The organism is Arthrobacter sp. AFG20, from assembly GCF_002892795.1.
Classification (GTDB): Bacteria; Actinomycetota; Actinomycetes; order Actinomycetales; family Micrococcaceae; genus Arthrobacter.
Map to the genome: position 1 here is coordinate 247,533 of NZ_PJMC01000004.1, position 12,788 is coordinate 260,320.

The 12,788-nt window shown below is 63.6% G+C and carries 10 protein-coding genes; all 10 read right to left on the bottom strand.

The annotated features are described in order from the left end of the window. Positions 1-63: 63 nt before the first annotated feature. Positions 64-924, bottom strand: coding sequence for an alpha/beta fold hydrolase (locus tag CXZ05_RS06540; RefSeq protein ID WP_102971800.1), 861 nt, complete (start codon positions 922-924; stop codon positions 64-66). Continuing rightward, positions 921-1,982 (bottom strand): NADP-dependent oxidoreductase, encoded by a 1,062-nt coding sequence (locus tag CXZ05_RS06545; RefSeq protein ID WP_102971801.1) that lies wholly within the window; start codon positions 1,980-1,982, stop codon positions 921-923. The genes CXZ05_RS06540 and CXZ05_RS06545 overlap by 4 nt, the downstream gene beginning before the upstream one ends. A gap of 361 nt (positions 1,983-2,343) precedes the next feature. Continuing rightward, complete coding sequence (locus CXZ05_RS06550) at positions 2,344-3,837, bottom strand: glycoside hydrolase family 32 protein (RefSeq protein WP_102971802.1); 1,494 nt, start codon at positions 3,835-3,837, stop codon at positions 2,344-2,346. A 65-nt stretch (positions 3,838-3,902) separates the two neighbouring features. Continuing rightward, positions 3,903-5,462, bottom strand: coding sequence for a glycoside hydrolase family 32 protein (locus tag CXZ05_RS06555; protein ID WP_102971803.1), 1,560 nt, complete (start codon positions 5,460-5,462; stop codon positions 3,903-3,905). Continuing rightward, complete coding sequence (locus CXZ05_RS06560; protein WP_102971804.1) at positions 5,459-6,529, bottom strand: ATP-binding cassette domain-containing protein; 1,071 nt, start codon at positions 6,527-6,529, stop codon at positions 5,459-5,461. Before CXZ05_RS06560 ends, CXZ05_RS06555 begins: the two co-directional genes overlap by 4 nt. After that, on the bottom strand, positions 6,526-7,488 hold the full coding sequence (locus CXZ05_RS06565; RefSeq protein WP_102971805.1) for an ABC transporter ATP-binding protein: 963 nt from the start codon (positions 7,486-7,488) through the stop codon (positions 6,526-6,528). The genes CXZ05_RS06560 and CXZ05_RS06565 overlap by 4 nt, the downstream gene beginning before the upstream one ends. Beyond that, entirely contained in the window at positions 7,485-8,411 is a 927-nt protein-coding gene (locus CXZ05_RS06570; RefSeq protein WP_102971806.1) for an ABC transporter permease, read from the bottom strand. The genes CXZ05_RS06565 and CXZ05_RS06570 overlap by 4 nt, the downstream gene beginning before the upstream one ends. A 10-nt stretch (positions 8,412-8,421) precedes the next feature. Continuing rightward, positions 8,422-9,399: an ABC transporter permease gene (locus CXZ05_RS06575; RefSeq protein ID WP_102971917.1), complete on the bottom strand. Its 978-nt coding sequence runs from the start codon at positions 9,397-9,399 to the stop codon at positions 8,422-8,424. A 105-nt stretch (positions 9,400-9,504) separates the two neighbouring features. Continuing rightward, positions 9,505-11,184, bottom strand: coding sequence for an ABC transporter substrate-binding protein (locus CXZ05_RS06580; protein WP_102971807.1), 1,680 nt, complete (start codon positions 11,182-11,184; stop codon positions 9,505-9,507). A 78-nt stretch (positions 11,185-11,262) separates the two neighbouring features. Beyond that, positions 11,263-12,333, bottom strand: a complete 1,071-nt coding sequence (locus CXZ05_RS06585; RefSeq protein ID WP_102971808.1) for a LacI family DNA-binding transcriptional regulator — start codon at positions 12,331-12,333, stop codon at positions 11,263-11,265. Positions 12,334-12,788 lie beyond the last annotated feature (455 nt).

Genomic DNA, 12,788 nt, shown 5'->3' on the forward strand with positions numbered 1-12,788 from the left:
AATTAGATCTCTGACCACGGTCAGTGATGATTGTATCCATTACCGTGTGGGCTGGGGCGTCCGTCAGCGGGCGAGGAACTCGACGGCGGCGGGAGCGAACCGGTCGTGGAACTGGAAGATTCCGCCGTGACCGGAGTCGGGGTAGATGATCAGCTCGGACCCGGTGATGCGCCGGTGCAGGTCCTCGGAGAGGACGGAGGGCACCATGCGGTCGTTGTCGCCGTTGGCGATCAGGGTGGGCTGGGTTATCGTCGACAGGTCAGCGGATGCCCCTAGTCCCCATTTCTTGATGGCCTTTAGCTGCGTCTGGAACGCCTTAACGGTGATCGGCGCATCACGCTCCGCCGTGCGCTCCTCGAGACGCTTCACGAACGCCTTCCCGGCCCGCTTGCCGGTGGCGTTGCGGTTGAAGAACAGGAACTCCTTCGGATCCGCCCGGGTCAGGGTGGCACGCAGGATGTCGTAGTAGGTGATCCCGGCGATCTTGTCCATGTCCTTCCCGCCCTTCGGGCCGGTGCCGGCAAGGATGAGCTTGCGGACAAGTTCGGGGCGCTTGAGCAGGAGGGCCTGGGCGATCATGCCACCGAGCGAAAAGGCGAACACGTCAATCTTGTCGAAGCCGAGCGCCTTGATGAACGCGTAGGCGTCATCGGCCATCTCCTCGACGCTGTCGGGGACGGTGCCGGTGGAGGCGCCGACGCCGCGGTTGTCGAACGTGATGACGTGGTGTTCCTTCGCGATGGCGTCGATGATGCGGGGATCCCAGTTGTCCAACGTCGCGGCAAGATGCACGAAAAAAACGACCGGGACCCCGCCCCTGGGCCCCAGCTCGCGGTAGGCGAAGCTGACCCCGCCGGCATCGATGGTGCGGGCCGGCGCCTTTGCGTAGGACGTGATGGCCGGGTGGTTGCTGGTGGCGGTCATGCTGATTCTCCCGGTGTGTGGTTGGTGACGAAGTCGCTGATGGTCGTTCCAGGGGTGGCGTGCCGGGGGTTGCTGATGACGGTCTTGCCGCGGATACCGCCCCTTTCCAGGGCGTGAAGGGCTTGGGGGGTCTGGTCAAACGGGAAGACGCGTTCGACGACGGGGCGCAGCACACCGTCGTCGACCAGCCCGGCGATCCGGGTGAGCTGGTCACCGCTGGCGCGCATGAAGAGGAATTCGTAGCTCACGCCGAGTTTCCTGGCTTGGCGCCGGATGCCGGCGCTGAGGCCGGTGACCGCGAGACGCAGCACCGGGTTGAGGCCGATCTCTCGCGCGAAGGCCGGGTCCGGCGGGCCGGAGATCCCGATGGCCTTGCCGCCCGGGCGAAGCACGCGGAGGGACTTCTCGAGGTTCCTGCCGCCGAGACTGTCGAGCACCAGGTCATAGCCTTGGAGGAGCTGCTCGAAGTCCTGCGCGCGGTAGTCGACGATGTTGTCCGCCCCGAGCCCGCGAACGAATTCGGCGTTTGCGGCGCTGGCAGTTGTCGCCACGGTCGCGCCGAGATGCTTGGCAAGCTGGATCGCGATGGACCCGACCCCGCCGGCCCCGGCGTGGATGAGGACCTTTTGCCCCGGCTGCACGTTCCCGCGCTCCACGAGCGCCTGCCATGCAGTCAACGCGACCAGCGGCAGCGAGGCAGCCTCCTCAAAGCTGATCGACGCCGGCTTGAGGGCAAGATCGGCTTCGGCGACGGCGATCCGCTCCGCGAAGGTGCCGATTCGGGCCTTATCGGGCCGGGCATACACACCATCGCCCGGCTTGAAGCCGCGAACGTTGGCACCGACCCGGATGACAGTGCCGGCGAGATCGTTTCCCAGGGTCAGTGGAAGTTTGTAGGGCAGGATCTGCTTGAACTCGCCCGCGCGGATCTTCTCGTCGAGCTGGTTGAGTCCCGCGGCATGCACTTGGACGAGCACGTCCTGCTCCCCGACGTCGGGCTCAGGGATGTCGGCCTCCCGCAGCGGCTCCTTGTACTTGGTGACGACGAACGCTCTCATGGCCTGGTGCTCCTTTTTGCGCCGACTAAATGGTGAGGGTGGCCGGCATCAGCTGGAAAGTGCAGTCCGGCGAGGACGACTTCGCCGTTGTTCGGGAAAAGCGTCGCTCTGGCTGCTTGCAAATAATTGAGTACACTCAATATTGATCACACTCACAACTCTTGTCAAGAGCGATCGTCACGGCGGAGGGCAGTCGCAGTCCAGGTTCGGGAGCATGAGCTAGGGCACGTCCTTCACGCCGCGCGCGCCAGGGGACTCTCTATTTCAGGCGAGTCCCTTGGCGGGCAAGCTGGGCCGCCGTCGTTCACCCGTCGCGTTGACTGGGTCGGGCTGCAACCATCCGGCGGTTGGGTAGCCATGGTCAGGCGAGGGTGGTGAGCCTGAGTGAAGCGACCTTTGCGGTTCCTTTGGTGGTGTACAGCGACACCCCGGTGCTGGAGGGGTCCGGGAAGATCAGTTCGGTGAGGGTGACTTCTCCGTCTTGGGCGAAGATCTCCACAGAGCACTGATCAACGAAGATGCGTAAGGAGTACGCTCCATCCACGGGACCGAGGGGCGCGGTATCAATCGATGCAAAGGCCTCGTGGAACGCCGTGTTTCCTGAGGCCGTTCGGTCCACGAGAAGTCTGCCTTCACCCGGAAGGATGCCGATCCTTGTACCTTCGCTGCCGTTGCCGCGGATCACGAGGCCAAACTCTTCAGCGGAACCGGGCACAAACGTTGCCTCGATGAGTTGCACGGCGGCCCCTCCTGCCAGGGAACGGATGCCGTCGACGTCGAGCTCTGTGTAGGCAACTGTGCGGGTAAGCACTGCGGGGTCAGTCACTGCCTGCTGGGTGAGGCGCGGTTTTCCATCAGATGTGATGAGTGAGACCTCGCGTACAAGCGACATGGGGCTTCGCCACGGGGAGGTTGGAATTTCGTTGCCGTACTGCCAGTTGTTCATCCAGGCCATCATGAGCCGGCGACCGTCCGGAACGTTGCTGAAGGACACAGCCGCGTAGTAGTCCCGGCCCCAGTCGAGCCAAAGATACTCGGCCATGCGTGCCGGATCCTGGTCGCCTTCAGTGACCGTGGTTTCGGACCTGAACGTGACGCCGTCGAAGTCTCCCACGAAGTACTGTCCCGCGGAGCCTCCGTTCGGCCCGCCGGGATTGAGGTTAACGGTCAGCACCCATCTGATCAGGTCCTCGCTCCCGTCAAGTGGCAGCGGAAACAGGTCAGGACATTCCCAGACTCCGCCGGTAGCGTTGGCGGGCCCAAAACTGCTGAGGTAGTCCCAACTCTTGAGGTCATCGGAGCGGTACATCACGACGGTGAAATCCGTTGCCTCGACAGCGACCATGACCCAATAGGCTCCGGCCGCGCCGTTGTAACGGAACACCTTCGGGTCCCGGAATTCGGCCGAGTCCCTGCTCAAGACGGGGTTTCCGTGGTACTTGGACCAGGTGTAGCCGCCGTCTGTGCTCCACGCGAGTGACTGGGCCTGGATCCCGGCGTGCTGTGAGTTCTCCTTGTAGGCACTTGTGTAGATGGCGACCAGGGGTGCTGCAGTTCCGTCACCGAGTCCGCTGGTGTTGTGCTGGTCGTAAACGACGCTGCCGGAGAAGATGTCCTCGTATTCGTCGCAGGCAATAGCGACGGGTTGTTCTGTCCACGTGATGAGGTTCGTGGAGGTGGCGTGCCCCCAGGACATGTTTCCCCAAACATTCCCAAAGGGGTTGTTCTGGTAGTAGAGGTGGTAGGTGCCTTCGTGGAAGATCAGGCCATTGGGGTCATTGAGCCAGGTGTCCTTGCTGGCGTAGTGCATCGCCGGCCGGAAAGCCTCACGTGTGGGCGTGGTTACCGCGGTCATGAATCAAAGTCTCGTTTCATTTCGTCTTCTTGAGGAAGGGTGGGGGGGAGGGGTCGGATCCTGAGTCAGGGGAAGAGGTTCCGGGCTCCGCCAAAGATCTCAGCCATGGTCCAGGCATCGAAGGAGAGCAGCCTCACGGTACCCCCGGCGGTCAGGCTCACGTGCTCACCGGCCAGGGTCGGGTAAACGCGGGCGGTGAGCGGCTTACCGTTGGCGAAAATTTCGACGGCGGACCGGTCCACGAGGACGCGCAGGTGCACCCGGCCGTCGGGCATCGGGAGCGGTCCGGACTTGTCGTCGACATCAACGGTTGGATCGAGGCTGCTCTGAGTCCGGTCGAGGCGGAGTGTGCCTTGGCCGTCGCCTTCAGTGGTCCGGCACAGCTCGATCACTGTTTCCTCCTTGGATTTGCCGAAGACGCCACCGTCGGCCGATCCCAGCACGCCCAGTCGCAGCACAGCACCAGGCTCGAGCTGTACATGCAGTTCGAGGTCCAGCTGGCTGCCGGACACCCCGGTAGCCACAGGTGCCCCGGTTCCCACCAGCTCCTGTCCGGGCAGGTCCACATGGTCCCGGCGCAGCTTCTCGATTTCAGGCACGGGCGCGAAACGGAGGGTTCCGTCTTCGGCCAGGGTGGTGACGCGCGGAAGGCTCATGACGCCCGACCACCCGGCCTCGATCATCGCGGCGTCGCTGCGGCCCTCCTGAAGCCAACCAAACATGATGCGTCGGCCGGACTCATCCTGGAATGACTGCGGCGCATAGAAGAACCGTCCACCGTAGTCGAGCCGATGCAGCCCGGTGGGCTCGAAGGAGTTTTCCGCGTAGCGGCCGGTCCAGTACAGCGGGTGGCGGGTGTCGCCGTTGTCCCATGCGGAAAAGACCAGCACGTCGGGCGTGTCACCAGAAGTAGGAACCGTACCCAGCGAGCCTTCGCCTGCCCGGAACAGGTCGACGCATTCCCACATGGTCCCGGTCCAGTCGGAATCGGCGGGATCGCCCTGTGAGGCGTCGCCGATGAACAGTGGGCCGACGTATTCCCAGGCGCGTAGATCCTCTGACTCGTACAGGAACGCCGTGCCGCCGCGCCCACGAATGCCTGAACCTATCAACTGCCGCCAGGTGGAACCCTCGCGCCACACGCAGTGATCGCGATACGCCGTGATGTCCACCCCGGCCGGCGGGGCTGCGATAACCGGGTTCTGAGGCAATTTGCTCCAGCTCAGCAGGTCTGCGGATCCCACGGCCACGCAGGGCAACTCCTGCTCGCCTAGCCGGCCCGAGTACACCAAGGTGGGCGTGCCGCCGTCGTTCACTAACACCCCCGACCAGCAGCCGTCGGCGTCCGGACCTGCGGAAGGTTCCAGCGCCACCGGCTGGTCCGTCCAGTGGACGAGGTCTGTGCCGGTCGCGTGGCCCCACTGGATGCGGTGGTGGAAGGCGCCTTCGGGGTTGTACTGGTAGAAGAGGTGGTACGTGCCGTTCCATTGGCTCACGCCGTTGGGGTCGTTCAGCCACCCCGCCGGGGAGACGAAATGGAAGCGCGGCCGAAGGGGGTCCGCATCGGCGCGGGCAATCAGTTCGTCCTGGGGAACGGTGCCGAGCGGGTGCGTCGATTCAGTCATGCGGAGGCCTTGTTGTCCGTAGGTTCAGTTGCCAGCGCGTGGCCGCCGGCTCCAGCCTGTGGGCGGTAGAGGTGGCAGCGCACCCAGTGGCGGTTTTCGGGGTCGCCCACGCGGTGGCGAACGGGTTCCTCGGCCGAGCAGGTCTGGTTTGGGTCGCCGTCGAAAGCGCAGCTGGTCGAAGCCATCACAGCCTGGCGCAGCTCGGCCCGGCGGACGGGATCGTAGGAGCCCGCCCGCGCCGGATCCGGGACGGCCGAGACCAGCAGCTGCGTGTACGGGTGGGCCGGGTTGGCCAGGAGATCCAAGGACTCGCCCTCTTCAACGAGCTCTCCCGCGAACATGACGGCCGTCCGGTCCGCCAGGTATCGGGCCGAGGCGAGGTCGTGTGTGATGTAGAGCATGGAGATTCCCTGCTCATCGCGGAGTTTGCGCATTAGGTTCAGCACGCCGATCCGGACCGAAACATCGAGCATGGAGGTGGGTTCGTCGGCGAGGATGACCCGTGGTTCCACGGCAAGGGCCCGGGCAATCGCGACTCGCTGGCGCTGCCCGCCGGAGAGCTCGTGCGGGTAGGAGTTCAGCATGTCGGCCTGCAGGCCCACGGTGGTCATGAGCTCCTCGAGTCGCTGCTGCGTCTCTGTCTCGGAGCTGCCGCCCGTCCGGTGGATCGCTAGCGACCTCCGCAGGAAGTGCTCCACTCTGTGGGCAGGATTCAGCGAGCCGAAGGGATCTTGGAAGACCATCTGCAGTTGGGAGCGGAAGGCTCGCGATGCTTGGAAGCGGTCGCGCTTGAGGACGTCGACGCCGTCGATCAGGATCTCGCCGGAGCTCGGCTTTTCCAGCCGGGCAACGCAGCGGGCCAGGGTGCTCTTACCCGACCCGGACTCTCCCACGAGCGCCACGATTTCGCCGCGGCCAATGGTCAGGTCCACGCCGTGCAGGGCCCGGACGGACTCCCGGGAGAACAAACCACCTATAGGGAAAGACTTTCCTAGTCCGCGGACCTCGAGGGCTGGAGCTTCGGTGTCGGCGGAGGGGCGCTGGGATGACAGTACAGCGTGGCTCATCGTGCGGCTCCTTCCATGATGGCGGTGTCAGGCGCTGAAGCGCCGGCACCGACAGGTGCCACGAAATGGCCGGGTGCCGCTTCGGTGAGGTCCGGGATGTTCCGGAACTTCACGCCGTCGGGCAGTCCGGTCAGCGAAACCCGCGGACCGGTGAGCGGCGGGAACGCACCCATCAGGGCCTGGGTGTAGGGGTGGCGGGGGGTGGCGTAGACGTCCTGGGCTTTCGCGGTCTCCACGATCCGGCCGCCGTACATCACGGCCATGCGGTGCGAGAGCTCCACCATGAGGGACATGTCGTGGGTGATGAAGAGGACGGAGAACCCCAGTTCGCGTTGGAGTTCCTTGATTTGGGCCATGATTTCCTGCTGCACCACCACGTCCAGCGCGGTGGTGGGTTCGTCGAGGATCAACAGGGACGGCTTGAGCGCCACGGCCATGGCAATCACGGCGCGCTGCCGCATGCCGCCCGAGAGCTGGTGCGGGTAGGACTTGAGGCGTGCGGGGTCGATCCTCACCAATTCGAGCAACTCACCGGCACGCCGCAGCGATTCCTTGCGTGAGTAGCCCGCATGAGTGGTGAAAATATCCACGATCTGTTCGCCGATGGTCAGCACCGGGTTGAGCGAGTTCATGGCCGACTGGAACACCATGGCCACGTCCTGCCAGCGGAAGCGCCGCAGCTCCTCCGGGCTCATAGCCAGGACGTCCTTGCCGCCGAAGGAGATGCTGCCGCCGGCGATCTTCGCGGGATCCTTAAGGAGCCGCATGATCGAGTTGGCGATGGTGGACTTCCCACAGCCGGACTCGCCCGCCAGCCCGAACACCTCACCGGTGCCGATGCTGAAGGAAACACGGTCGACGGCGGTGGTGGAGCGGGTGTCGCCGATGTACTTGACGGTGAGGTTCTTGACCTCCAGGACGGGCTCGTGGGAGCCGAAGGAAACTTGGGAGACTGTCACTTGGCGGCGCTCCTTTCGGTAATTTTTGGGGTTTTGATCTTCCGCAACCGCGGATTAGTGACCTCGTCCACGGCGTAGTTGATAAGGGCCAGTGCGAACGCGACCAGCGCGATGCAGACACCCGAGGGAACAAAGACCCACCAGCTGCCGGTCAGCAGGGCGCCCTCGTTGCCGGCCCAGAAGAGGTTGTTGCCCCAGGAGACGGTGCTGACGTCACCCAGGCCAAGGAACTCCAGGCCTGCCTGGGCGCCGATGCCGTAGATCACGCAGGCCAGCAGGGTACCCATGACGATCGAGGCCATGTTCGGCAGGATCTCGCGGAACATGATCCGGCCCGCCCGTTCGCCGGACACCACGGCCGCGGCCACGAAGTCCTTTGAGCGGATGGACAGCGCCTGGGAGCGCAAGACACGTGCCGAACCGGCCCAGCCGGTGACCACGAGGACAAGGATCACGGTGCCCAGGCCCGGCGGCAGGAACGCGGCCAGGATGACAAGGAGCGGCAGTCCGGGCAGGAGCAGGAAGACGTTGGTCACCAGGGACAGTGCTTCGTCAATGAACTTGCCAAAGTACGCCGAGGCCAGGCCCACCAAAATGCCCACGAAGGTGGATGCGAAGCCCACAGTCAACCCGACGAACAGGGAACTGCGGGAGCCGTGGACAGTCAGGGCAAGCACGTCCTGACCTTTGGCCGTGGTGCCGAGCCAGTGCTCGGGAGACGGTTCCAGCGAGGCCATCGCGGTGATCCGCGACGGGTCTCCCGGGAACAGCACGGGGGCCAGCAACGCAAGCGCGATGAACACGAGCATCACGGTCATGCCCAGCAGGGCCTTCTTGTTGGTGATAAGTCCGTGGACGAAACTGCGGTTGGGCTTGCGGGCCGCTGTGGGCTCAGTGGGCTGCTTCAGAATTGCGGTTGTCATGATGGGTCCCTCAGTTGCTGCGCACGCGCGGGTCGAGGCGGACGTAGAGGATGTCCACCAGAAAGTTCGCCAGCAGCACGGCGGCGGTGATGGTCAGGAACAGGCCCTGCATCAGCGGGTAGTCGAGGCCTTGGACTGCATTGAGGAGCTGGTAGCCAACACCGGGATAGGCGAACACCACCTCGGTGAGCAGCGCACCACCCACCACGAAGCCCAGCCCCATGCCGAAGCTCGTGACCGACGGCAGCATGGCATTGCGGGCTGCGTAGCGAAGCATGATGCGGCCCGGGCGGAGTCCCTTGGCTTCAGCCATGGTGATGTAGTCCTCGGAGTTCGTGGCGATCATCGTGTTCCGCATGCCCAGCATCCACCCGCCGATGGAGACCAGCACAATCGTCAAGGCCGGCAACACAAGGTGCGCACCGACGTCGCCGATGAACTCCCAAGTGAACCCGGGCTCCAAACCGTCCGTGAACGCGTGGCGGATCGGGAACCACCCCAGCACCACGCCGAACAGGTACAGCGCACCCATCGCGAGCCAGAAATAGGGGAAGGAACCGATGAACACCAGCACCGGCGGCAGCGCCGAATCGATCGCTCCGCCCCGTCGCCAGGCGGCCAGGATGCCGAGCAGGTTGCCCACGACGGCGGCAATCACCAATGCGGTCCCGCCGAGCAGGAGGGTCCAGCCGATCTGGGACGAAATGACCTCTGTGACCGGGGCGGGGAAGCGGGAAATCGAAATGCCCATGTTGCCCGTGACAATGTTGTGCAGATAGTCGATGTACTGCTCCCAGATGGGACGGTCGTCCACACCGAGCAGCTTACGCAGTGCATCGATCTGTTCGGGCTGCATCTTGCCCTGGGTACGGGCGAACATGCGGGAGACGGGGTCCCCGGGCATGAAGCGCGGCAGCAGGAAGTTCAAGGTGATGGACGCCCAGAAGGCGATCAGGTAGAAACCCAGTCGGCGCAGGATAAAGCGCACGGTTTCCTCCATTCAGGTATTGCGGTAATGGGGAGGGGGCGGCATGCCCGGCGCGGTGATCCGGCGCCGGGCATGCCGGGCTGCCGGGCCTGCGGGGCCCAGCTGTTACTTGCGCGGTTCCAAAGTGGTGAGAATCAGCACCGTGGTAGGAGAACGATCGGAAAGTGTGGCATAAGGGTTGTCCTGCGACGGCCATCCCGTGAAGTGGACGTCCGTGTGGTTGCCCCATTCAGGTCCTGAGAACAGCGGCACCAGCGGGGCGGCGTCGTTGTATTCTTCCTGGAGCTTGTACGCGACGTCCTTCTGCTTGGCTTCATCGCCGGCGGCAACGAAATCCTGCAGGAGCGCATCGGCTTTGGGGTCACCAAAGCGGTGGTAGTTGTCGAACGTCTTGGTGCCGACCGGCTTCACTGTGGCGCTGCCCATGGCATTGTTGAAGTACTTGAACGGGCTGGGATCGTTGGCGCTCCAGACAATGCCGGAGTCAAACGTGCCCTGTTCGTATCCGGCCACCACGGAGGCCCAGTCCGGAGAGTCCACCTTGGCCGTGACTCCCACTGCTTGGAGGTTCTGTGAGATCACGTTGGCTACGGACAGCCAGTCTGAGGAGCTGGCGCCCACGGAGATCTTGAACTCGAAAGGCGTTCCATCCTTCAAGGTGCGCTTGCCGTCGGCCCCCTTGGGGTAGCCGGCTTCGTCCAAGACTTTGTTGGCTTCGTCCACGTTGAGCTTGGTCCAGCTGCAGTTGTCCTTGACGGCCGGGTTCTTCCACTTCTCGTAGTTGCCGGAAAGGCCGGTGCAGTCGGCGGGCTGGGCGTAGCCGCTCATCCCGATTTTGGTCACTTGGTCGCGGTCCACGGCCATGCTGAGCGCCTTGCGCACCTTTGGGTCGTCAAACGGAGCCTTGGTGGTGTTGAGCTGCCAATTGATCATGGCACCCGTGGGCGGGAACCAGTAGTGGCGGTGCTCCTTATCTTTAGAGATGAAAGTCTTCTCGATGTTTGGGATGAACTGGGTGGACCAGTCGACATCCCCGTTGACGCTGGCCAGATTGGCTGCGTCATTGCCGGACATTGCAAGCATCTTGATGCCAGCAATCTTCTGTTTTTCCGGCTGCCAGTAGTTGGGGTTTTTCTTGAGTGCGTAGGACTGAGCCTGGAAGGAATCGACCTCCGTGTAAGGTCCTGTTCCCACGGGCGTGGCGTTGGCGTCCTTCGCCGGGTCGGCGATCGCAGACCAGATGTGCTTGGGCAGAATGGGCAGCTGGCCCACTTCGTAGAGCGCCGGAGACCATGGCTTGTTGAAGGTGAAGGTCACCTTGTTGGTTCCCTCGGCGGTGGCGCCGACGAGGTACTCGTAGCCGCCCTTGAGCTTCTTCTGGAGCTCGAAGGTGTAGGCGACGTCGTCGGCCACGAGCGGCTTGCCATCGGACCACTTCACGCCGTCGCGCAGGGTGAAGGTGATGGATTTGCCGTCAGCAGCAGTCTTCCATTCGGTGGCGAGCCACGGCGTCGTGTCTCCCTTGGCCGGGTTGAAGACCAACAGGGGTTCGTAGATCGCCTGGTTGACCATGGGATTCACCGCCGGCGCAAAGGGATTGAAGTTGCGGTCGAAGGTGCTCATGTCTTCCCGTGGGATGGTGAGCATGGCGTTCGTGTTGTCCGACGTCGAGGAGCTTGTGCCTGACTTGTTGACGGTGGCAGCGCAGCCGGTCAGCAGCATTGCGCCTACCGCCAGTCCGGCCGCTGCAATGCGGGCGGACCTCAGGTATCGGGGTTGTGTCATGATGGTTGTCTCTTTCCTATCTTCATCAGCAAGGTGAAGGGGTGGGCAAGGGTTGCTCTTCGAAACTTGATTTCGCGGTCAGACCGAAGAGCGTTCTAGCAGCGGACAGTCGACCAGTTGCTGGTCGGCAGTGATCGGCTGTCCTGCTGTAAGAGCGGCGAGCGTCTGGACTCCCAGAGCGCCCATTTTTTCGAATGGCAACGCAACCGTGGTCAGCTTTGGCCTGAGGTAGGCCGCAATTAGTTCCTGGTTGTCGAAGCCGATCACGGCGATGTCTCCGGGGATGGTCAGTCCCCGTTCCTTGATGGCGTCGTAAGCGCCCATCGCCATGCGGTCATTGAGGCAGAACAGGGCAGTTGGCCTTTGATTTTTTGGATGGCGGTCCAGGATTTCGCAGGCCGCCTCGTAGCCCCCATCGGCCGTCGCATACCCGGACACCACCAAATCCGGATCCAGTTCCAGCCCGGCGCCGGCGAGTGCTTCGCGTGCACCCTCCAAACGCCCGACAGCTGCGGGGATGCGCGGGTCTAGATTGATGACTCCGATCCTGCTGTGGCCGGCTTGGAGTAGGCGCTCGACGGCAACCCGGCCGCCGGCGCGCTCGTCCGGGACGATCGAGGGCAGCTTCCCGTCCGCGTCGAAACAGTTGATCAGGACCGTGGGCACCTCGTGGGCGCTTTCCGGAACATGTACGCCGCGGTGGAATGTTGCCGCGTACAAAAGTCCTTCCACTCGTTGTTCCAACAGCTTTTCAACGGCTGCGTCTTCCAGGCCCTGGTTGGGTCCTACGGCATCGGCCTGGTCGGAAGGCGCGATAAGCAGGAACCGGCGGTCAAGCCAGGCTTGATCCTGGGCGCCCTTGATGATGTCCACCGCAAACGGGGCCGTCACGATCTCGGTGACGAGTCCATACCAGTCACTGCGCTGGGAAGCCAGTGCGCGTGCTCCGGCATTCGGGCGGTAACCCAATGCCTGCACGGCGTCGTTGATGCGGATGCGCGTTTCCTCAGAAATGCTGGCGTTTTCGCGGTTGCTCAGCACGAACGAGACCGCCGTACGGGAGACACCGGCGTGCTGGGCGACATCACTCATGGTGACACCCCGCTGCCGCGCAGCGGCGGCTTTCTGGGGGGTCGTGGTTTTCGCCATTGAATGCTCCGGTGGTCTTCGTTGATCCTGGGTGTTGTGCCAGGGTTCGCTCTGAGGTGTTCCGCGTTTGCCGTCTCAAGTAACGCGAGTTACCTGCAGCATTGTGAGCTAGGTTACCCGCGTTACTTCGTAGCTGTCAACGGCTTCCACCGGCATGCCAGGCGGCACGACACACATTGAACTTCCCGATGGCGGCTTAGCTGGCCGCCGATTGGCCCAGTGTGTGCGAAGCGGTAGGGCTGGCCTTTGCGGACCCAGTCCCGGTCGCGAGGCAGCCGCAGGCGCCGGCACGCCTGGTCCACCCGCAGCAACGGCGGAAAAGCAAGATGATGTCCCACTAGAGGTTCGAGCGGACGCTAAAGGTATGTGGGGTGGTGCTAAATCAAGTCGTCCTGAATGAAGCCGACATACTCAGGCAAGTGTGCGACACCTGTCGCGCACTGGAAACTGCACTG